This window comes from Pedobacter sp. Bi126 (assembly GCF_918698245.1).
Taxonomy (GTDB): Bacteria; Bacteroidota; Bacteroidia; order Sphingobacteriales; family Sphingobacteriaceae; genus Pedobacter.
Genome location: NZ_CAKKMS010000001.1, coordinates 1,043,121 through 1,066,098 on the forward strand (window position 1 = coordinate 1,043,121; position 22,978 = coordinate 1,066,098).

Annotated in this window: 18 protein-coding genes; 5 read left to right on the forward strand and 13 right to left on the reverse strand. The window is 38.7% G+C overall.

Annotated elements, in window-relative coordinates; genetic code table 11:
- Positions 1 to 28 precede the first annotated feature (28 nt).
- The 5 genes from LQ201_RS04165 to LQ201_RS04185 all read left to right on the forward strand — a co-directional run bounded on the left by LQ201_RS04165 (position 29) and on the right by LQ201_RS04185 (position 5,875).
- Positions 29 to 1,528, forward strand: coding sequence for a hypothetical protein (locus LQ201_RS04165; protein WP_230145482.1), 1,500 nt, complete (start codon positions 29 to 31; stop codon positions 1,526 to 1,528).
- A gap of 30 nt (positions 1,529 to 1,558) precedes the next feature.
- On the forward strand, positions 1,559 to 3,574 hold the full coding sequence (gene ligA / locus LQ201_RS04170; RefSeq protein ID WP_230145483.1) for an NAD-dependent DNA ligase LigA: 2,016 nt from the start codon (positions 1,559 to 1,561) through the stop codon (positions 3,572 to 3,574).
- Between the two features lie 83 nt (positions 3,575 to 3,657).
- Positions 3,658 to 4,038 carry a GxxExxY protein gene (locus LQ201_RS04175; protein ID WP_230145484.1) on the forward strand — a complete coding sequence of 127 codons (381 nt, stop codon included), beginning with the start codon at positions 3,658 to 3,660 and terminating at the stop codon, positions 4,036 to 4,038.
- Between the two features lie 407 nt (positions 4,039 to 4,445).
- Positions 4,446 to 5,333 (forward strand): 4-hydroxy-tetrahydrodipicolinate synthase, encoded by an 888-nt coding sequence (dapA, locus tag LQ201_RS04180; RefSeq protein ID WP_230145485.1) that lies wholly within the window; start codon positions 4,446 to 4,448, stop codon positions 5,331 to 5,333.
- A gap of 221 nt (positions 5,334 to 5,554) precedes the next feature.
- Positions 5,555 to 5,875 (forward strand): hypothetical protein, encoded by a 321-nt coding sequence (locus tag LQ201_RS04185; protein WP_230145486.1) that lies wholly within the window; start codon positions 5,555 to 5,557, stop codon positions 5,873 to 5,875.
- Positions 5,876 to 6,034: 159 nt separating this feature from the next.
- On the opposite strand, the gene LQ201_RS04190 is transcribed toward LQ201_RS04185, so the two are convergent.
- The 13 genes from LQ201_RS04190 to LQ201_RS04250 form a co-directional block, all read right to left on the reverse strand.
- Positions 6,035 to 6,517 carry a GNAT family N-acetyltransferase gene (locus LQ201_RS04190; protein WP_230145487.1) on the reverse strand — a complete coding sequence of 161 codons (483 nt, stop codon included), beginning with the start codon at positions 6,515 to 6,517 and terminating at the stop codon, positions 6,035 to 6,037.
- Between the two features lie 181 nt (positions 6,518 to 6,698).
- The gene (locus LQ201_RS04195; protein WP_230145488.1) at positions 6,699 to 7,673 is read right to left on the reverse strand and encodes a helix-turn-helix domain-containing protein; all 975 of its coding nucleotides are present in this window, start codon (positions 7,671 to 7,673) and stop codon (positions 6,699 to 6,701) included.
- Positions 7,674 to 7,985: 312 nt separating this feature from the next.
- Positions 7,986 to 8,162: a hypothetical protein gene (locus LQ201_RS04200; RefSeq protein ID WP_029278061.1), complete on the reverse strand. Its 177-nt coding sequence runs from the start codon at positions 8,160 to 8,162 to the stop codon at positions 7,986 to 7,988.
- 262 nt (positions 8,163 to 8,424) lie between these two features.
- Positions 8,425 to 9,666: an aminotransferase class I/II-fold pyridoxal phosphate-dependent enzyme gene (locus LQ201_RS04205; protein ID WP_230145489.1), complete on the reverse strand. Its 1,242-nt coding sequence runs from the start codon at positions 9,664 to 9,666 to the stop codon at positions 8,425 to 8,427.
- A 167-nt stretch (positions 9,667 to 9,833) separates the two neighbouring features.
- Complete coding sequence (gene ftsZ, locus LQ201_RS04210) at positions 9,834 to 11,459, reverse strand: cell division protein FtsZ (protein ID WP_230145743.1); 1,626 nt, start codon at positions 11,457 to 11,459, stop codon at positions 9,834 to 9,836.
- Positions 11,460 to 11,589: 130 nt separating this feature from the next.
- A complete protein-coding gene (ftsA, locus tag LQ201_RS04215) occupies positions 11,590 to 12,948 on the reverse strand; it encodes a cell division protein FtsA (RefSeq protein ID WP_055915204.1) in 1,359 nt (452 codons plus the stop codon).
- Between the two features lie 5 nt (positions 12,949 to 12,953).
- Positions 12,954 to 14,189, reverse strand: a complete 1,236-nt coding sequence (locus tag LQ201_RS04220; RefSeq protein ID WP_230145490.1) for a cell division protein FtsQ — start codon at positions 14,187 to 14,189, stop codon at positions 12,954 to 12,956.
- Positions 14,182 to 15,537, reverse strand: coding sequence for a UDP-N-acetylmuramate--L-alanine ligase (gene murC, locus LQ201_RS04225; protein ID WP_230145491.1), 1,356 nt, complete (start codon positions 15,535 to 15,537; stop codon positions 14,182 to 14,184). Before murC ends, LQ201_RS04220 begins: the two co-directional genes overlap by 8 nt.
- Before the next feature lie 165 nt (positions 15,538 to 15,702).
- Positions 15,703 to 16,815, reverse strand: a complete 1,113-nt coding sequence (gene murG / locus LQ201_RS04230; RefSeq protein WP_230145492.1) for an undecaprenyldiphospho-muramoylpentapeptide beta-N-acetylglucosaminyltransferase — start codon at positions 16,813 to 16,815, stop codon at positions 15,703 to 15,705.
- Positions 16,816 to 17,329: 514 nt separating this feature from the next.
- Entirely contained in the window at positions 17,330 to 18,523 is a 1,194-nt protein-coding gene (locus LQ201_RS04235) for an FtsW/RodA/SpoVE family cell cycle protein (protein ID WP_230145493.1), read from the reverse strand.
- 15 nt (positions 18,524 to 18,538) lie between these two features.
- Positions 18,539 to 19,927 (reverse strand): UDP-N-acetylmuramoyl-L-alanine--D-glutamate ligase, encoded by a 1,389-nt coding sequence (gene murD, locus LQ201_RS04240; protein WP_230145494.1) that lies wholly within the window; start codon positions 19,925 to 19,927, stop codon positions 18,539 to 18,541.
- A gap of 270 nt (positions 19,928 to 20,197) precedes the next feature.
- Entirely contained in the window at positions 20,198 to 21,445 is a 1,248-nt protein-coding gene (mraY, locus tag LQ201_RS04245) for a phospho-N-acetylmuramoyl-pentapeptide-transferase (RefSeq protein ID WP_215131994.1), read from the reverse strand.
- Complete coding sequence (locus LQ201_RS04250) at positions 21,445 to 22,902, reverse strand: UDP-N-acetylmuramoyl-L-alanyl-D-glutamate--2,6-diaminopimelate ligase (RefSeq protein ID WP_230145495.1); 1,458 nt, start codon at positions 22,900 to 22,902, stop codon at positions 21,445 to 21,447. The genes mraY and LQ201_RS04250 overlap by 1 nt, the downstream gene beginning before the upstream one ends.
- Positions 22,903 to 22,978 lie beyond the last annotated feature (76 nt).

Below are 22,978 nucleotides of genomic sequence, written 5' to 3' on the forward strand. Positions count from 1 at the left end.
ATATATTTGGGCAAAGCCAAATAACTAAATGAAAATTAAACTAATTCTCTCCCTATTAATCATCGTTTTGCAGTTCAACACTTTCGCTCAACAGCAGATTAATGTTATCAAAAAACCCACCTGGAATATCCGAGCCTCTTATGATAGCAGGTACGGTACAAAAGTAGATTTATCCGGTAACGCCATCGCTATGATTGTTGATGTCCCGAAGGCCGATTTCGCCGTGGTTACAATTGATGATAAGCTAAGCCAAAAGTGGCTCACCGAACTTTCTGGTTTCCCAATGGCGATCGGAAAATTCAAAAACAACATTATGGTTGTTGCCTCCACAGACCGTAGCTACTTTAAAAGTTTTACCAATCAATTTATCGCTTATCTGTTGGAAGAAAAAACAGGCAAAATACTTTCACAAAAGATAATTTATGACGGCAGTAAAGATTTTATTGAGGCACCGGAATTCTTTTTCTCTAATGACGGCTCCTATTTCAAAATGGCTAGCAGGTTAACAGGGGTAAAACGTAAAGTACATGTTGGCTTACCAGTGGTCGGTTTTTTAACTGCTCTTAAAATGGATAAGGATTTTAATGAATCGCAAAGCTATACTGTAATCGATTTTAATGACAAGTTGGAGCAGATCCAGAAAATGGAGCCCGAAATGCCAGATGGCGACAGTTGGAAGGCATCCTGTGGAGATGATGGCAGTTTTATCATCAGTACGGTAGATGCTCCGAAGGGAAAATGTAATGTGGCCATTTATTTAAGCAGCAACCCCAGCCCACTTAAAACCGTAAGCATTCCTGTTGATGCTTTTAATCAGGATGAGGTATCGTCAATAACTTTTGCAAGCAGTAAAAAACCATTGATCAATTATATTGGTATATTCTATAAAAATATAAACAAAGAGCGTTCTACCTTGATTGCAAGAATTGATTTTAATAACGGAACGTTCACTTTCACCAAAGAAGTGTTTGACAAGGCTCATGTTAAAGAACTGCAAAAATCTTTTGTACCAGCCAATAAGAAATTCGATGACCTGGATTTCTCCGATGCCAAATACGTGAACATCAGGCACATTTCAGAATACAACAATACACTCCTTGTTGCTATTTCTCCAAAACGCAGTGTCTCCGGCAGCCATGGCTCATTTACATCCGAAGGATCAGTCCTGATGAATGGATATGATGCCCAGATGAAACCGCTTTACCACCAATTTCTACCTCGCGCTTATGCAAGCAGCAGTATGGGAGAAGGTTCAGAGGTATCATTTAATCAGGCAGAAAATACGCTTCGCATCCTGGCCAACCAATCAGATGGAGGTTCAGTTGCTACCATGTATGCTGAAATGGATCTCGGATCGGGCACAATAAACAAAATCAATATGATTCCGAAAGATGACATCAAAAATTCTTATTATGCCAATACAGAATCGATCAGTTGGTTAAATAATAGCTTTGTTATTCCATTCGTTGAGCGTATGGGCATTTTTAGCAAGAAAGTAGATTTACAGCTTTTACAACTAAAATATTAATCACTCTGCTCCTTTTTCTATATTTGTCTTATGTCACTAACTGCAATAAAAGAAGAAATGGATGCCCTGGTGGCCGAACTAAACCAGCACAATTATAACTATTATGTGTTGGCTATGCCTACCATTGGCGATTATGAGTTTGATAAAAAATTAAAACACCTTGCCGAGCTCGAAAAAGCAAATCCTGATTTTGCAGATCCAAATTCACCTACGCAGCGTGTTGGCGGAGATATTACCAAAAATTTTATTACGGTAAACCACAAATACCCCATGTTATCGTTGGGGAATACCTATAATGAACAAGATCTCCGCGATTTTGATGAACGGATCCGTAAAGCGATTGGCGATAATTTCCAATATGTATGTGAGTTAAAATTTGATGGCCTGTCTATCAGTCTTACTTACGAAAACGGCAAACTTTTACGTGCAGTTACCCGCGGCGACGGCACTAAAGGTGATGATGTAACCAATAACGTAAAAACCATTCATACCATCCCACACCAGATCAAATCGGCGGTTGCGCCCGAACATTTCGAAATCCGTGGGGAAATTTTTATGCACAAAGCGGCCTTTTTACGCTTAAATGCTGCCCGTGAAGAACTTGGTGAGATCCCTTATGCAAACCCTAGAAATTTTGCTTCGGGCACTATAAAAATGCAGGACAGCAAAGAAGTGGCCAAACGACCCTTAGATGGTTTTATTTATTTCTTATATACCGATAAAAACGAATTTAAAACCCATTGGGAAAGTTTAAATGCCGTAAAAGACTGGGGTTTCCATGTTTGTGAACATAACCGATTAGTTTCTAACATCGATGCAGTTCTGGAATTTATCCACCATTGGGAAAACGAGCGTTTTAAACTGAGTTATGATATCGATGGTATTGTAATTAAGGTGAACAGTTATGCACAACAGCAAGAATTGGGTTTCACCTCTAAATCTCCACGTTGGGCCATTTCATACAAATACAAAGCGGCAGAGGTTGAAACTGTATTAGAAAAAGTAACCTATCAGGTAGGGAGAACAGGTGCAGTTACGCCGGTTGCCAATTTAAAACCTGTTTTATTGGCCGGCACCACGGTTAAGCGTGCTACATTGCACAATGCGAACGAAATAGATCGTTTAGATTTACATGAAGGCGATACCGTTTATGTAGAAAAAGGTGGTGAGATTATTCCAAAAATTATCAAGGTAAATTTAGATAAGCGATTGCCTGGCGCTACAAAGGTTCAATATTTACACAACTGCCCCGAATGTGGAACAGAATTAATCAGAAGAGAAGGAGAAGCAGTTCATTATTGCCTTAACGATGAGGGTTGCCCGCCGCAGATTGTCGGAAAAATTCAGCATTTCATTTCACGCAAAGCCATGAATATTGATGGGCTCGGTGATGAAACTATTGAAACCTTTTATAAGCATGGCCTTGTAAGGCACATCAGCGATTTATATACCCTGTACCAAAAATCAGATCAACTGAAAACCTTAGACCGTTTCGGAGAACGATCGATCGAGAATATGCTTGCAGGAATTGAAAAATCGAAAGAAATGCCTTTCGAGAAAGTGCTTTTTGGCTTGGGTATCCGATATGTTGGTGAAACAGTTGCAAAGAAAACTGCCGCTGGCGTAAAGAATATCGACAACCTTTCTAAAGCTACTGTAGAGGAATTAATTGCCATTGATGAGATCGGCCAGCGAATTGCAGAGAGCATTGTTGAGTATTTTGGAAAATCTGAGCATTTACAGCAGGTAGAATTATTAAAATTAGCCGGATTACAGTTTGAAATTGAAGAAAAAGTAATTACACTTGATAGTGATAGACTTATTGGAAAAACATTCGTAATTTCGGGCGTTTTTGAAAAATTTAGTCGCGATGAACTAAAAGATATGATTGAGGCTAATGGAGGCAAGATGCTGAGCGGTATTTCGGGCAAATTGAATTACCTGGTAGCAGGCGACAATATGGGTCCATCGAAATTAGAAAAAGCGAATAAACTAAACGTTCCGATCATCAGCGATGCTGAGCTTTTAGAAATGATAAACGGTTAGTTGACCACAAAGACACAAAGAACACAAAGTTAATTGATTAAAAGCATCCCTATTGCTTTAAGAAACATTTAAAAAATTAAGGGATGACTGAAAATGAAATTGCTAAATTAATTGTTAATGCTGTGTATCAGGTTCATGTTGAACTAGGGCCAGGATTGTTAGAGTCGGCGTATGAAGCTTGTCTAGTTTATGAATTGGTTAATGCTGGATTGCAGGTTTCCAATCAAATATATCTTCCTGTTTATTACAAGGACGTGAAGTTGAATTGTAATTACAGAATAGATATTTTGGTTGAAAGAAAAGTTATTATTGAAGTGAAAGCTGTGAGCATCCTTAAAGAAGTCCATCTCGCACAAACAATAACCTATTTAAAACTTTCCAATTGTAAGTTAGGATTACTTATTAATTTTAATGAGGCAAAAATAAAAGATGGAATAAAAAGAGTTATAAATGGCTATTTATAACCTAAATAAAAACCTTGGTGCCCTTTGTGGCTTCGTGGTAAAAACAAAAAACTCACTCATCATTGAGGCAAAAATAAAAGATAGAATAAAAGAGTTATAAATGCAATTTATAACCTAAATAAAAACCTTGGTGCCCTTTGTGGCTTCGTGGTAAAAACAAAAAATTCACTCATCATTGAGGCAAAAATAAAAGATAGAATAAAAGAGTTATAAATGCAATTTATAACCTAAAATAAAAGCCTTGATGCCCTTTGTGGCTCCGTGGTAAAAACAAAAAACTTACTCATTATTGAGGCAAAAATAAAAGATGGAATAAAAGAGTTATAGATGGCTATTTATAACCTAAAAAATAAAAACCTTAGTGTCCTTTGCGGCTCCGTGGTAAAAACAAAAAAGTAAATTATATAATGAACAAATTTCAGGGTACTGGTGTAGCATTGGTTACACCTTTCAACACAGATGGATCAGTTGATTATAACGGCTTAAAAAACCTGATTAATCATTTGGTAGACGGAGGGATAGATTACCTCGTTTCTTTAGGTACAACCGGCGAAACCGCTACAATGACCAAGGACGAGAAGAAGAAGGTGTGGGCCTATACTGCTGAAATTAATAACAATAGATTACCTTTAGTTGCCGGCATAGGTGGCAATAACACTTTGGCCGTTGCTGAAGATATTAAATCTTTCGATACTAACGGATACAGCGCCATTTTATCGGTTAGTCCTTATTACAACAAACCTACGCAGGAAGGAATTTATCAGCACTATAAATACTTAGCAGAAATTTCTCCTTTAGATCTGATTTTATACAACGTACCTGGCCGTACCGGAAGCAACATGAGCCCGGAAACTACCTGCAGACTGGCGCATGATTTTAAAAACGTCATCGCGACCAAAGAAGCTTCAGGAAGTTTTGATCAGTTTAACCAGATTATGAGAGATAAACCTGCAGATTTTCTTTTAATTTCTGGTGATGACCCGGTTACCTTGCCAATGATCGCTTTAGGTGCTGCAGGGATTATTTCGGTAATCGGGAATGCTTTACCTAAGCAATTTTCTGATATGGTGAAACTTTGTTTAGCTGGCGATTATAAAGCGGCCTTGCCTGCTCATTTAAGCTTAATAGAATTTACCCGTTTGGCTTTTGCTGAGGGAAATCCGGCAGGAATAAAAGCGGCATTAAAACATTTAGGTGTTTGTGGCGATACAGTAAGGTTGCCATTGGTTAAAGCTTCTGCGGCGTTAGAAAAATCGATTATTGCAGAGATAGAAAAACTAAGCGAGGTGGCTTAAACACTTCCCAATTAATATTTTAGAACAGATTGTTTGATTTTGCTGAAAAGTAAATGAAGACAATCTGTTTATTTGTGTGTAAATAAAAAATTACGTAAATAAATCAGCTGACAATCAATACCTTAAAACAAAGTTCAAAAACTATAACGCTCCAAAAGTTTTAGGAATATTAAAGGCATCATTATTGAGTTGGCTTCGATACACACAAATAAACACACACAATGAAAAATGTATTATGTATTGCCATGTTGGCCGTAATGGTCAGCGGCTGCGCCCTACGCGCTAAGCCGAGCAGTGAATCATCCAATATCCATGTTGGATTGAACGAAAATGATTTTAAAGATTCTCATCGCCGGGCCACTTTAGTTTACCTGGCTAATGATTCAACAATCTACGAAGTTTATAAAGGTTCGGGAGAAAGATCGACGTTTTCTGATTTCTATTATTTTGCACAAAAAAAACTATACAAATTTGAGCAAAAAACGCATTACTTCAATAACACAACCGTGAAAATAGAAGAATCAAAAGCTAATCAGAAATAAGGGAGATAAACATGAAAAATATAATTTTAATTGTTTTAGCATTAACCATGCTGAGCTGTAGGGCCTTTGTTGGCTTCGAACCTACTTTTACGACATAAGTCATTCAGATACTAAAAACAACAAAAGGTCTTTGAAATTATTTTCAAAGACCTTTGTTTATCATGCAATCAATTTATTTCTTCTTTCCATCAGCAGGTTATCCTGCCAAACACCTTTTGCCTTTCCTATTTTTTCGCGATAGCCCACTACCCTGAACCCTGCTTTTTCATAGATTTTCAATATGGCCGAATTTTGCAAAAATATCCCAGCCTGAAGCATCCAAACGCCCTTATTTTCACTCTCTTTAACAAGCGCGTCTAACAGTAAAGAACCTATTCCCTGGCCTTTATAACCATGTTTAACATACACTTCTGTCTCACCTACCCTACCAACATCATAATTCGCCGATACTGGCAAAAGCGCGCTCCAACCTATAATTTCTTTACCTTTACAGGCCACAAACCTACAAGCCTTAAGGTGTGACGAATCCCAGTTTTCCCAGGAAATATCGGGGGTCCTAAAACTCGCAGTACCAGTATCGATTCCTTCCTGATAAATGGCACTAACCTCATCCCAGTCTGCTGCACGCATTATTCTTATCATAGTATTAATCAATTTTGGCCAATATAAGCCTATGAAACCTAATCGTTTATGTTTGTTGCACGAAATTAGCCAAACATGCACCTTATAGCACATAATACAGAAGCAAGTTTGTCCTGTATTATAAATCGACACAACTACACAATAAAAAGTACCTTAAGAGCGACTTTCTGTAACAGAAACGTTAAACTAAAGTTTTTTCTTGATCGAGGGTTCTCGAATATTCAACAGGACTCATTCCTACCAGTTTTTTAAAGGAGCTATAAAAAGCGCTCCGTGAAGAAAAACCTGCGCTGTAGGCGAGTGCCTCTAGCGTAAAGTTCTGCATGATATCAGGGTTGCGGATACTTCCTTTAATCCAATTTACACGATATTGATTGATATAATCAATAAAGCTCTTATTGAAATAGCTATTTAAGACAATGGAAAGTTTATGACTGCTTAAACCAATCTCTTTAGCAAGAGATTGAAGCCTGACATCTTTATGCCTGAATGATTGATGTTTATTAATATGCGATTCTAATTTTTGTCCCCACTCTTCCAATTCCTTATTTTTGGCTTTCCCTGAAAAATTTTTCCTGATGGATAAAAGTGTAGATGCCTTAACATTTAACAAAGAAGCTACCAGCTCTAATGGCAAGCGGTCTAAATAGCCTGGATTCGTTTTGGCAAAATACAGATATCTTTCTTTGGCGTTTCCTACCCGTATAATGTGCGCTCTTTGCTGTGCATCTTTATAATATTTTTCTAAAACAACCCTGAAAATATAATTCAGTTCGAAATGATGCGAAAAAAGACGATTGAGTTCATTATTATGCATGGCCAGCAAATGGGTATCTTCAACGGCCACAACATACTCTTGTGAATAGCCAGATCCATGAAGCCCTGATATAGAACTAACAAAATCATTTTCAACCGAAATATAGGTGGTAATTTTTTGTTTATTATGCGTAGTACAGCCCATTAAGGCCCCTTTAACAATGAAATAGATGTATTCGCATACTTCGTTTTCATTGAACAATATCTGATCTTTTTTAATCCTGACTGTTAAAAGATGTTTCTCAAATTCTTCTTTCAATTTAGCATCTACAGCATGTATGCTACTGAGTACATTCAGTACATAACCCACTTCGTCACTTTCCGCTTTATTGTATTGCAAATGTTTTGGTACCTTATACTGTTAATAATGTTAACACTTCATACCATAATTGGTATGCTCAGGATGCTATTTATTTACCTTACACCAAGCTTCAAATAAATAGTAAAATCGAAGTTTCAGCTTAATGTTTGTAACCCAAATAGACTATCCAGCAAATAAAAAGAAAGCTAACGAAACTTAAGCAACGAAAGATAATTTGTCTTATATATTTTACAGTAGAAGAAAATATTAATAAGAGATAAAGGCAAAACCTATTCATAAAAAAAGCCCCAGAAGATTTCTGAGGCTTTTCATTATAATATTTTTGATCGCTTAAGCTTTGTTTTTAGTTTCCTGAACCTCTAAACGGATGGCCTGAGCTAAATTTTTCAAATCCTGCATACCTTTACGTATACGGGTTCCAGCTGCGCTGTTACCTTTGTTATAAAATTTGTCTGCATCAGCTTCTAAAGCTGCCACTAAACTTTTTACTTCTTCGAATTTTTTCATTTTTAATTACTCCTATGGTTCTTTAAGGTTTTAGTTTTTAATTATCTTACTCTAATTTAAAGGGTTTGGTGAAATAAAAAAATTTTTAGAACAATAAAAAACAGCCCTCTACACCGTTTTTTTCCACATTCTATGCTTTTATAAACATATTTCCCACAAAAGAATTAGATCAAGTAACTGAAATACAGATTTTTACAGAAAAAATTCCAACAAAAAAGCCCTTTAAACGTATTTAAAGGGCTTTGTAAAATTTTCATTGATCTTAAACGGTAGCGAAAAGGTTCTCTTTATAATATCCGTTTTCTAATTTTTCAGCTACTTCACTAAAAGCATCTAAAGTACGTTGTACATCTTCCAGTGTATGAACAGCCGTAGGAATTAAACGGAGTTCGATCATACCTTTTGGAATTACCGGATAAACAACGATTGAGCAAAAGATGCTATAGTTCTCGCGTAAATCATAAGTAATTGCAGTAGCATCAGAAAGTTCACCTTTTAAGAAAACCGGTGTAACTACCGAATCGGTAACACCTAAATCGAATCCGCGTTCGCGTAATCCTTTTTGCAGGGTCATTGCAATTTCCCAAAGTTTATCTTTTAACTCAGGTTTGCTTTTTAGCAACTCTAAGCGTTTTAACAAACCGATTACCATTGGCATTGGTAACGCCTTGGCAAAAGTCTGAGAACGCATATTATACCTTAAGAAATTGGTAATTTGCTCTGTTGAAGCAACAAAAGCACCAATACCCGCCATAGATTTGGCGAAGGTTCCAAAATAAACATCAATTCCATCGATACAGTCTTGTGCTTCGTGTGTACCTGCACCGGTTTTACCCATTGTACCGAAACCATGCGCATCATCAACCAGGATACGGAAGTTGAAATCTTTTTTAAGATCAACAATTTCCTTCAATTTACCCTGAGCACCGCTCATTCCAAAAACACCTTCGGTAATTAAAAGAATACCACCACCAGTTTCTTCAACCAGTTTGGTAGCACGCTCTAACTGCTTACGGGCACTTTCAATATCATTATGTTTGTAAACAAATCGTTTACCCATGTGCAAACGTAATCCATCTACAATACAGGCATGCGATTCTGCATCATACACCACTACATCATTCCTGTCAACCAAAGTATCGATAATCGATACCATACCCTGATAACCGTAGTTTAATAAAAATGCATCTGGTTTGCCCACAAACGCTGCAAGTTCTTGCTCCAGCTGTTCATGATAGCTTGAGTTACCGCTCATCATACGGGCACCCATAGGGTAAGCCATACCAAATTTTGCCGCAGCTTCTTCATCTGCCTTTCTAACTTCCGGGTGATTGGCTAAGCCTAAGTAGTTGTTTAAACTCCAAACCAAATGCTCTTTTCCACGAAACTGCATGTGAGGTGCAATTTCTCCCTCTAATTTTGGAAATGAGAAATACCCATGAGACCATTTCTGGTGCTGCCCAAGTGGGCCCATGTGCTTTGCTATCTTATCAAATATATCCAATGTATTATCTGTTTTTTTATAATAAAATTTTGCGAATTTAAGCTTTATTCGTCTTAAAATCAACCTAATGATCTTTTAGGTGTTAATTAAGATTTTTTAACACTCCAATTTTATGCCAAAAAAGCCCCGATTTTACTTCGGGGCTTTAAAATTATATTTGGTTTGTTTTAATCAACGTTATCGTGCAAGAAAGAATTGTTAGGTCTGATCTCAGTACCACCATCCTGATCGTTGCTTAAAGTAAACCTACTCACCTGCGATTCAGAAGAATGCTGAACTTGTTGCAACTGCATTTGCTTGCGTTTATAAGCAGGTTCGTTTTCCAGCTCCTGTAAACCGTTGGTTGTACGCAATTTCATGCTTAAATCTTTTAAACGTAAAATACGTTCTTTAGATTTTTTCAATTGCTCTTCCATCGATTCATCACTTTTGTCATCGTCTAAACCTACAACCGGCATTTCGATTTCCGGTTCAGGCATTGGCGGTATTTGGGCAGCCGGCGTTTCGAACACAAAATTAGTTTCAGCTAATTTTACCTCAAACTCAAAGCCAGTTTCCTGTGCTTCTTCTACCTGAGGTTCTTCTTCCATCAAAGTATGGCGAACCACATTATTTTCTGGCTCCTGAACTTTTTGAGGTTCAGATTTATTGAACATACCACCAAAAAGATCTGCCTGCGAAACTTCTTCCTTTGTTTTTAAAACAGGCTCGTAAGATGGCGTTGTTTTAGGCTGAATGAAAGAGTTTACTGGTTCAACGGGACGAACTAGCGGCGCTTCTTCAGGTGTTAAAAGTGATATTTTCTTTTTATTTTTTTCTTCGTTTACGCGTTCTTCTGATGTTTGGAAACCTGTAGCAATAATGGTTACTGAAAGTTTATCACTTAAAGATTCGTCGGTACAGTTACCCCAAATCAAATCAGCCGATAAGCCAGCTTTTTCCTGAATGTAATCCGTAATGATTGATACCTCATCCATGGTTACTTCACGCAGACCAGAACTAATATTCAATAGAATATAACGGGCACCTTCGATTTCATTATCTTTTAATAACGGCGAGGCTAAAGCACCTTCAACGGCCTGTAAAGCACGGTCTTCGCCCTCAGCGGCAAAACTACCCATAATGGCTACGCCACTATCTTTCATTACAGTACGCACATCCTTAAAATCCACGTTGATATAACCTGGCACCGTAATAATCTCTGCGATACCTTTTGCAGCTGTGGTTAAAATATCGTCGGCCTGACCAAAGGCAGAGCCTAAGGTTAAGTTCCCGAAAATTTCGCGCAAGCGATCATTAGAAATTACCAGGTAAGAATCTACGTATTTTTTCAACTCTTCCATTCCTTCATCTGCCTGCAGTCTACGTCTTTTTCCTTCGAAAGAAAATGGTGTAGTAATGATGGCAACAGTTAAAATATCAAGTTCTTTAGCTGCTTTCGCAATGATTGGAGAAGCTCCTGTTCCGGTACCACCGCCCATTCCTGCTGTAATAAAGAGCATTTTGGTTGTACTGCCTAACATGGCCTTAATATCATCTATATTCTCTATAGCTGAGTTTTTGCCAACTTCAGGGATAGAACCAGCCCCCATTCCTTCAGTTAAGCTAGCACCTAATTGTACCTTGTTAGGTATTGGGCTAGATTCCAAAGCCTGGGCATCTGTATTACAAATAATAAAATCCACACCAGTAATACCAGACAGGTACATATGGTTCACTGCGTTGCCGCCACCGCCTCCAACACCAATTACCTTGATGATTGAAGACTTATCTTTTAACATTTCGAACTGCATATCTTTATGAATCAGTTGTTTAAAAATTTTTAAATTCTGTTCATTACTCAATGTAATATTAACACTTTTTCAACAGACGTTTTCCACAACTGTTGATAATGTGGAAAACTCATCTTTTGTGGAAAAATAATTAACTTTTCAAGTAATCTTCATCGCTTACATTCATGTCGTCCTGAATGAAAGTTCTTGTTTTTGCCAGTAATTTATCAAACAAACCTGGTCCGCGTTTCTCTTTTTCTTTCGCTGTTTTTGGCTTTTCTACAAAAACACCAGGTTGTTTCATTTCTTCAATTAACTCTTCTGCTTTTTGGATTCCTTTGATCAGCAAACCTACACTGGTTGCATACATCGGGCTTTTCAGGTCATCATAAATGGTTTTAGGCATATCTTCATATTTAGATAAATGCTCGTTCGGGTAACCAATACGACAATCTAAACCGGTTACATATTCAACCGCCTGAGATAAGTGTTTTAATAAAGCACCACCACCGGTAATTACAATACCACCGATCAGTTTTTTCTCATATCCGGAAGATTTGATCTCGTAATATACGTGCTCAATAATCTCTTCCATACGTGCCTGAATGACATAAGCCAGGTTTTTAACCGAAATTTCTTTTGGTTCGCGGCCACGTAAACCCGGAACACAAATAATTTCGTTTTCTTTATTCTCTTCAGCCAATGCAGAACCAAAACGTGTTTTTAATAATTCAGCCTGGTTGCGCATTACAGAGCAGCCCTCTCTGATATCTTCGGTAACACTATTGCCACCAAAAGGGATAACTGCCGTGTGACGGATAATACCTTCGTGGAAAATGGCAATATCTGTAGTACCACCACCAATATCAACCAATGCAATACCAGCTTCTTTTTCTTCCTCGCTCAACACCGATTCAGAAGAAGCCAATGGCTCAAGAATTAAATCCTGAGTTTGCAGACCTGCATTGTTTACACATTTGATGATATTTTTCACAGCCGTAACCTGACCAGAAATGATATGAAAGTTAGCTTCAAGGCGAACCCCTGCCATACCGATCGGATCTTTGATTCCCGGCTCGTTATCGATGGTAAATTCCTGTGGTAATACATGGATGATTTCCTCACCCGGCGGCATTACCAGTTTAAACATATCATCAATCAGCTTATCGATATCTTTTTTACCGATTTCGTTGTTTAATTCTCTTCTTGTTAAAATTCCTCTGTGCTGTAAGCTCTTAATGTGCTGACCAGCAATACCCACATTTACCACCTGTATCTCTACATTGGATTGCCCGCTTGCTACTTCAACTGCTTGAGCAATACCCTGCACGGTTTTTTGAATGTTAGAAACCACTCCACGTGTCACACCCGCCGATTCTGCCTTGCCTATTCCTAAGATTTCTATCTTACCGTGTTGTGTTCTACGACCAACGATAACACAAATTTTTGTAGTACCGATATCCAATCCTACTACGATGGGCGACTGACTGGTAAATTTTGCCTTGTCCATATTCGTTAATTTTGCTGAGTTTTATACTGTTTTTCCAGGGCCCTGATTTCTTTCTCTCTTGCTTCTTTCTCTTTCTTCAGTTGGGCCTCAGATTTTGCCGGCTTTGGCTGTGTTGTTACCGTTTGCTTCGGTTTTTCTTTTTTATCCGCTGGCTTTGTTTCCTTCGGTTTGGTGGCCTGCGCAAGCGCTGGCTTTTTTATTTCTGTTTTAACTTGAGTTGTTTTTTTCGGCTCTACTTTTTTAGGTTCAACTTTTTTTGGCTCAACCTTCTTGGCCTCTACTTTTTTCGGTTCTGGTTTTTTGGGCTCTTCCCGTTTAGACACAGGCTTCTCAGCTTCATCTGCCTCCGGCCGGTCATCCATAGCCGCTACAATTGTGCTGTTGATCAGTGAATCGGTTACGTTTCGTTGTATCCTCAAACTATCGGCTGCAGAAATTGTTTTTGCTTTTTTCCCTAATTCTGTCGAATCTCTTTTTTCGCAAACAATCTGGTTGGTATATTTAATATTGATGGTTTTATAAGTATCCCAACCTACCTGCGGCATTGCCTTTTTATAGAACAGCAACAGGTTTTTCATTTTCTTTTCAAGCGAATCGGCATTACCCAAAACAATACGCTGATTACCTACTCTTGGGATCAGTTCGATGTCGTTTTTCTGATCAACCACAATCTGTTCAATCTGAGCATCCCAAAGGGTATCTTTCTTAATGTACTGTGCAGTTTTATATAAATCTCTTGCCAATTGCGTGTGCACGGTATCAACTCTGCTGCCAAAAACCTCTGTAATATGCCCTGTTGCCACAAGCACGTTGGCAGTAAAGTTTGATGAAATAGGCATTTTCAGTCCATCATTATCAATGTAAAAATCCTGCCCGTTCTCGTTCAATATGCGCAGAATAGGCTGGCGCTGTTTTACTTCAATGTGCAATACCCCATCCATATCTACATATACTTTAGCAAAACCGATGTAAGGGTTAGACTGCAGTTTTTTCTCGATCTTATGAATATTGATATTCTCGAGATTACGACCTAAAAGAACACCTTGATCTTCTTTTAAAATGGCATCGATTTCTTCGCGCTCAATAAAGTTATCAGCTCCGGGAATCAGGATCTTAACATCGGTACATTTAACTGTCTGTTTCTTCACATTGATAAAACTCAAAAGCACCACCACCCCTGCCAAGCTGATCAGCCAGGCAAAGCCAGTAAAAATTGCGCTCCAGTTTATCCGTTTAAGCATTGTTTAAAGTATTTTTAAGGGGTTCGATAATCGTGTCGATATCTCCCGCACCTACTGTTAAAATTAATTCAGGTTTTGTGTCCTTAACATGCTGAACCACAAAATCTTTTCCACATATTTTTTTATCCGCTAAAGTGATTTTATCCAATAAAAACTGTGCATTTATCCCTTCAAGCGGCAATTCTCTTGCGGGATAAATCTCCAACAGCATCAGTTCGTCAGCCGTGCTTAAAACTTTTGCGAATTCGTCGGCAAAATCCCTTGTCCGTGTAAAGAGGTGTGGCTGAAAAATTACCGTTAACTTTTTATCTGGATACAGCTGTCTTACCGCATCAAAACAAGCCCTCAGTTCTTCAGGATGATGTGCATAATCATCAATATAAATCTGATTGCCATTATTCACAATATACTCAAAGCGGCGTTTAACACCCTTAAAATTGGCGACCGCCTGTTTTACTTTTTCTGCATCGATCCCCAATTGCAGCGCAATGGCAATGGCAACCGTTGTATTTTCGACATTGTGCTTACCGGGAAGCATTAAACTAATGTCTTTGATACTTTGAGTGCCATCGGTATAATCGAAAACAAATTTCGATCCTTCTACCCTTAAATTCTCTGCCTTTGCAGTTGCCGTTGAACTTGCTGCATAACTGATACTGTTTTCAAGTGGCAATCCTTCGTGCGCATAAAGCACACCTTCTGCTTTAAGTTGACCAGCAAACAAACGGAAAGATTCTTCGAGGTGACTTTTATCTCCGTAAATATCCAGGTGATCGGCATCCATTGAGGTAACCACGGCTATATCCGGGTGCAAGGTTAGGAAAGAACGGTCGTATTCATCGGCCTCTACCACTACAACATTGTTCTTACCGAAAAGCACATTACTGTTATAGTTACTGGTTATCCCACCTAAAAAAGCGGTACAATCGTAGCCGGTATCTTTTAAAATATGCGCAACTATAGATGACGTTGTGGTTTTGCCATGTGTACCCGCAACTGCGATACAGAACATGCCCTTACTGATGATCCCTAAAACCTCAGAACGTTTTTTAAGTGCAAAACCTTTATTTATAAAATGGTTTAAGATTTTAGCATCTTTTGGAATCGCTGGAGTATAAACCACAAGGGTATCATCATGATCATCCAAAAACGCACAGGGCAGCGAAGAGGCTTCATCAAGATACGTAATGAGAATGCCCTCCTGCTCTAAGGTTTCGGTCAGCTTAGTCCTGGTTTTATCATAACCACAAACTACTTGTCCGCGTTTAGCAAAATAACGGGCAAGCGCACTCATGCCGATACCACCGATACCTACAAAGAAAACCCTATTTATTTTACTTAGTTCCATTTTATTTTAAGCTAAAAGTGGAAAGACTAAAGCTTAAAGCTGCCTTTCTACTGTTTTAAGCTGAAAGTTGAAAGACCAAAGCTTAAAGCTGCCTTTCAATACTCCAGTTATGTTATTTATTTTTATTCTCTACCTACTTTTGCTTCAGACTTTGGTCTTTCTGCTTTAGTCTTTCCGCTTTATTAGTTTCAGTACTTCGTTCGCTATAATTTCGTCTGCTGCCGGCAATGCCATTTCACCTATATTTTCTGAAAGTTTTTCACACTGTTCTTTGTTATTTAATAACGCCAGTGCTTCTTTAACCAAAGTGTCTTCTGCAGAGCGGTCGTTAATTAATATTGCTGCTCCATTTTTAACCAGGGCCATCGCATTTTTGGTTTGATGGTCTTCTGCAACGTTTGGCGAAGGCACCAGTATCACCGGTTTTTTAATCAAACAAAGTTCTGCTATTGTTCCAGCTCCTGCTCGGCTCACTATTACATCTGCTGCTGCATAAGCGAGGTCCATTTTATTTAAAAACTCAAGGATACGAACATTGGGATGATATGCTAAACCCAATCTTTCAATAATCCCTTTGTAATAATATTTACCTGTTTGCCAGATCACCTGCACATCTTGAGCAAGGATATCGGGTAAATGTTTTTCAATCGCTTTATTCAGCGTACCCGCGCCTAAACTTCCACCGGTAACCATAATGGTCTTTTTCAATGGATCGAGCTTTAACAGTTCGGCACCCTGAAAATGTTTCCCTTTAATATCAACCACTTCCTGGCGGACAGGGTTTCCTGTTTTCAATATCCTGTCACTTGGAAAAAACTGATCCATATCATCAAAGGCAACACAGATTTTTGAAGCCTTTTTACCTAACCATTTATTGGTTATTCCGGCATAAGAATTCTGTTCCTGGATGAGGTAAGGAATTCCTTTCAAAGAGGCTGCATACAATAGTGGGCCCGAGGCATAACCGCCAACACCAACTACGGCATCGGGCTTAAAATCATTGATAATTTGCATGGCTTTGCGCACACTACCGATTACTTTAAACGGGAGCGCGAGATTTTTAATAATCGAGCCGCGTTGCATCCCACTAATATTTAACCCTATAATTTTATATCCGGCTGCAGGAATTTTTTCCATTTCCATGCGGCCTACTGCCCCCACAAACAAAATCTCACAGGTTGGCACCATGCGTTTTAGCGCATTGGCTATGGCCACGGCGGGAAAAATATGCCCGCCGGTGCCACCACCTGATATGATAATTTTTGGGGAATTATTCATTTTAATTATTATTTTAACCGCAAAGAGTGCTGAGTTTTTCGCAAAGCACACTAAGCATTTTGTCTTTTTACCACCGAGTGCACAAAGTTTTCACAGAGGGCACTGCGTTTTTATTATTTTAACCACAAAGAGCGCTGAGTTTCTCGCAAAGCACACTAAGCATTTTGTCTTTTTACCACCGAGTGCACAAAGTTTTCACAGAGGGCACTGCGTTTTATTCTTGTTGTTTACCACAAAGAGCGCTGAGTTTCTCGCAAAGCACGCTAAGCATTTTGTTTTTTACCACCGAGTGCACAAAGTTTCCACAGAGGGCACTGCGTTTTATTCTTGTTGTTTACCACAAAGGCGCTGAGAGCACCAAGGTTTTTCTACCGGATTTCACAATTAGGGTTGGGAATTGAATAAACAATTTCTTTGTAATCTTTGTGCCAACCTCCGTGTCCTCTGTGGTTAATTTTTACTTTATTATTTTTTATAGATTCTTCGTCCTGCTTCCTCGCAATGACGATTCATCTTAAGCTATTGCTGGTATTTCACCAATTATTATTTTATTTTTTACTTTCTCTTTTTCTTCTTTTGTTAACACATTCGCATTTTCTTCTACATCACGGCTTACGCTGAGTATAATCCCGAAGGCCACACTGGTAAAGATCATTGATGTACCCCCCATACTTACCAATGGAAGCGGAACCCCTGTTACCGGCCCCAACCCTACCGCTACTGCCATGTTTGCAAAGGCCTGTATAGTCAGGCTGAAACTTAGTCCGGCCGCCAGGAGCGCGCCGAAGGCCTTGGGCGCCCGGGTTACGATCTTGATACATCGGTATAAAAGCACCAGGTATAGTATCATAATTACAATTCCTCCCACAGTTCCCCATTCTTCAATAATAATGGCGAAAATAAAATCGGAATACGGGTGTGGTAGGAAATTGCGTTGTGTACTATTACCTGGTCCTTTACCAAAAACACCACCAGTAGCCAAAGCAATTTTTGCCTGATCTGCCTGGAAAGTTTTATCTGAGTGCTGCATTTCAGGATGTATAAACGTATTAATACGCGACATGTATGTTTTTCTTCTTGGACCCAAAAAGAAAACAAACAGCAGGAGCACAAAGCCACCTGCACAAACAATCGCGATCTGTTTAATACTGATCCTACCGATAATTAACAGCAAAATACTTACACCAAACAGCATTAATGCTGTAGATAGATTGGCCAGTGCGATTAAAACAAACACCACACAAACCGAACCCATAATTGGTATAAACGACTCTTTAACATTTTTAATATTCTCTTGCTTTTTGGTCAACATCCTAGCCAAAAAGGTAATCAATGCGAGTTTAGCCAAATCGGAAGTTTGAAAGGTTAGTCCGATTACCGGTATTTTAACCCACCTGGAAGCATCGTTTAAACTGGTTCCAAATATCAATGTATATAACAGCAAAGGAATGGTAACGATCATCAACACCTTCGAAATACCGGCATAATAACGGTAATCGAGCAGGTGGGCGATATAGATCATCCCGATACCCATCAACACAAAAATTAAGTGTTTGGTGAGCAAAAGCTTTTCTACAGCCTCTCCTTTTTTATATGCCAAGGTACCTGTTGCACTATACACCGCCATTACGGATATAAGCGAAAGCAGGATGATGATCAGCCAGATCCATCTATCGCCTTTTGTTTTATTAAGTAGTGCTTGGAACATATATTGTACCTCCTATTATAATTCTCTAACTGCCGCTTTAAACTGGTTACCGCGGTCTTCGTAATTTTTGAACAGATCGAAACTTGCACAAGCTGGCGATAACAACACGGCATCACCACGTTTAGCCAAATGGAAAGCAATCTGCGCTGCTTCGTCAGCCGAAAAAGTATTCACAATTACTTCTACATCATCCTCGAAAGCATCGTGGATACGTTTGTTGTCCTTACCCAAACAAACAATAGCCTTAACCTTACTTTTAACCAGATCTTTAAGCATGTTGTAATCGTTTCCTTTATCAACACCGCCCATAATGAGCACTACATCACTGGTCATACTCTCCAAAGCATACCAGGTAGAGTTCACATTGGTGGCTTTACTGTCGTTGATAAAATCGATCCCCGAAATTTTGGCCACATGCTCTAACCTGTGCTCAATATTTTTGAAATTGCCCATGCTTTCGCGGATGGTTTCATTTCTTAATTCTAAAACTTTAGACACAATGCCTGAGGCCATAGAATTGTAAATGTTGTGCTTGCCCTGTAAGGCTAAATCTGAAATAGACATGGTTAGTTGGTTATTTGGTTCTGTAAGGATATGTATAGTAGTTTCTTCTAAATAAGCACCCAGTTCTACTTTTTTAGTAATTGAAAAGGGAAAGGCTTTCGCCACAGGCTTAATCAGCGCGATGGCTTTTAGGCTCTCTTCGTCATCTGCACAATAAATGAAAACATCTTCTGCTGTCTGGTTTTGAACAATCCGCATTTTAGATGCAGCATAATTCTCCAGTTTATAATCGTAACGGTCTAAATGATCAGGCGTGATGTTAAGCAAAACAGCGATATCTGCTTTAAACGCGAACATATCATCAAGCATGAAGCTTGATATCTCCAGTACATAATATTCGTAATCTTCTGTAGCCACCTGTGCTGCAAAACTTTGTCCGATATTACCAGCCAGCCCAACATTTAAACCCGCATTTTTTAGGATGTGATAGGTTAATAAACTCGTAGTCGACTTACCGTTTGAACCTGTAATGCAGATGGTTTTTGCATGGGTATATCTTTTGGCAAATTCAATTTCCGAAACCACAGGAATCCCTTTTGCGACCAATTTTTTAATAATTGGGGCTGTAGGCGGAATACCCGGACTTTTAATTACCTCAGTTGCATTTAAGATCAGTTCTTCGGTATGTTTTTCAGATTCGAACGGAATGGAAAGTTTTTCTAAAGCTGCTTTATATTTATCGGTAATTACCCCGTAATCGGAAACAAAAACATCGAAACCTTTTGCCTGGGCCAATTTTGCAGCGCCAACTCCACTTTCGCCGGCACCAAGAATAACCACACGGCCCTGCCCGGTCATCGCTGACTTAGTATTGCTTGATGTGATGTTATTCGTGCTCATTATTTATTTCTTTTAGTATCAAGTATCAAGACGGGAATACCATTACACTTTAACTTTTTATTTATTTTTATTTACCACTAAGGGTACTCTAATTTTATTCGTACTGTAATTTCAGCTTAAGTCTTTCGCATTTAAGCCGCTAAACCCTCAGCCCTAAACCTTCTAACCCTCTACCTCTATTTACCACCTAAGACACCTGAGAGCACCTTAGTTATTCTTCTTTTAAAGTTGAAACCTTACACCCTCAACCTTTAAACCTTCCAGCTTGAACTACCTTAACTTCAATGTTACAATGGTCATAATTGCAAGCATGATTCCGATAATCCAGAAGCGGGTTACAATTTTGGCTTCATGATATCCTTTTTTCTGGTAATGGTGGTGTAAAGGCGACATCAGGAAAATCCTGCGGCCTTCGCCAAATTTCTTCTTGGTATATTTAAAATAAGATACCTGCATAATTACCGACACCAGTTCTACCAGGAATATTCCACATAAAATCGGAATCAGCAGTTCCTTACGAATCATGATGGCAAATGAGGCAATGATCCCCCCTATGGCCAAACTTCCGGTATCGCCCATAAAAATCTGCGCCGGGTAAGAGTTGTACCACAGGAAACCTACGCAGGAACCCACAAATGCACCTGCAAAAATCATCAGCTCTGCAGAGTTTGGGATATACATAATATTGAGGTAATCGGCCATAATGGTATTACCCGATACATAAGCCAAAATACCGAGCGTGATCCCGATTACTGCCGAAGTTCCAGTAGCTAAACCATCAATCCCATCGGTAATGTTTGCCCCATTCGACACCGCCGTAATGATAAATACCGTTACAATCAGGAAGATGAAAAACGCATATTTCTGGTAATCGGCACCCAAAAACTTCAATACCTTTGCATAATCGAACTCATTGTTCTTATAAAAAGGCATATTGGTTTTAGTCGATTTTACATCTTGTGTATAATAAAAGGTTTCTCCTTTTTGGCGCAGTACCATCGGAACCGTAGAAGTACTTTTTACATCGTCCTGTACAGTCTCCCTTACTACAATATTTGGATGGAAGTACATGGTACAACCTACAATTAAGCCTAAACCAACCTGACCAACTACTTTAAAACGACCTGCTAAACCTTCTTTATTCTTTTTGAAAACTTTGATATAATCATCTAAAAAGCCTACAGCACCCATCCAGATGGTGGTGATTATCATTAAAATCACATAGATATTGGAGATATTTGCAAATAAAAGGGTCGGAATAAGAATGCCCAGCAAAATAATAATACCACCCATTGTTGGCGTACCTTGTTTTTGCATCTGCCCTTCTAAACCTAAATTCCTTACCGTTTCTCCAACCTGTTTTTTATGCAGGTAATCAATTAACCTACGTCCGTAAACGGTGGTAATTACCAATGATAAAATAATAGAGATAGATGCACGGAAAGTGATGTACTGAAACAACCTTAACCCAGGTATATCATAATGCTTATGCAGGTATTCGAATAATAAATATAACATTAGCTGATTGGTTTTAATTGTTCAAGTAAAATTTCTTTATCATCAAAATGGTTCCTTACGCCATTAATTTCCTGGTATTTCTCATGCCCTTTACCAGCAACAAGAATAATATCTCCTGGTTGCGCTAAATGGCAGGCTGTTTTAATTGCTTCTTTTCTATCTAAAATGGATAGGGTTTTACGCTTATTGGTCGGCGACACACCTGCTTCCATTTCGCTGATAATCGTCTGTGGATCTTCCGTTCTGGGATTGTCGGAGGTTAGGATCACCTTATCGCTCCAATCGCATGCTACCTGAGCCATAATAGGGCGTTTGGTTTTATCACGATCTCCCCCGCATCCAATCACCGTGATTACCTGTTCGGTTCCTTTGCGGATATTCGCAATGGTACTCAACACATTCTGAACAGCATCTGGCGTATGCGCGTAATCTATAATACCTATAATTTTATCTGCAGAGGTGATGTAATCAAATCTTCCTTCAGCGCCTGATAAACGGCTCAACAAAGTCAGCACCTTTAGCTTATCCTGCTCCAACAAAATGGCTGTTCCATACACGGCCAATAAATTGTATGCATTGAAAGACCCTACAAGCTTAAAGTAAACGTCTTCGTTATCGATATCTAAATGCAGACCACTGAACTGGTTCTCAATAATTTTTGCTTTGAAATCGGCCAGTTGTTTAAGTGCATAGGTCTTTTTATGCGCTTTTGTATTCTGCAGCATCACCACTCCGTTTTTATCGTCGATGTTGGTCAATGCAAATGCCGATTTAGGCAAAACATCAAAAAATGCTTTTTTTGCTTTCAGGTAAGCATCAAAAGTTTTATGAAAATCTAAATGATCGTGTGTTAAATTAGAAAATACACCACCTGAGAAAGTCAAGCCTTCAATCCGGTGCTGAGAAACCGCATGTGAGCTTACTTCCATAAAACAGTAATCGCAACCTGCATCGACCATTTCTCTTAAGAGCTGATTTAATGCGATTGGATTTGGTGTGGTATGCGTTGCCGCCACTACCGTATCATTGATATAATTCTCTACCGTTGATAAAAGCCCAGTTTTGTAACCTAAATCTTTAAATAATTTAAAAAGAATAGTAGCAATGGTGGTTTTTCCGTTGGTTCCTGTTATGCCGATCAGTTTCAGATCTGCTGATGGATTTCCAAAATAATTCCCGGCAACAATTCCCAAAGCCACAGCAGTATTATCTACTTTGATGTAGGTAACCGTAAAATCCTGGATTTCTGGTAAATTCTCGCAGATAATTACGCCTGCCCCCTGCTCAATGGTCTGCTCAATAAACTGGTGTCCATCCGCCATAGTGCCTACTACAGCAAAAAAGATATCATCTTTACTTACTTTACGCGAATCGAAATTCAGCGCATTGATTTCCCTATCGGTTTTACCAACCAATTCTTTAATCGTTACGCCATAAAGTAAATCCTGTAATTGCATTTTTTTATTTTTATTCTTTTAGTAGCAAGTAACTAGTATCGGGTAGCAAGACCTTAAACCCTATACCTTTTACCTT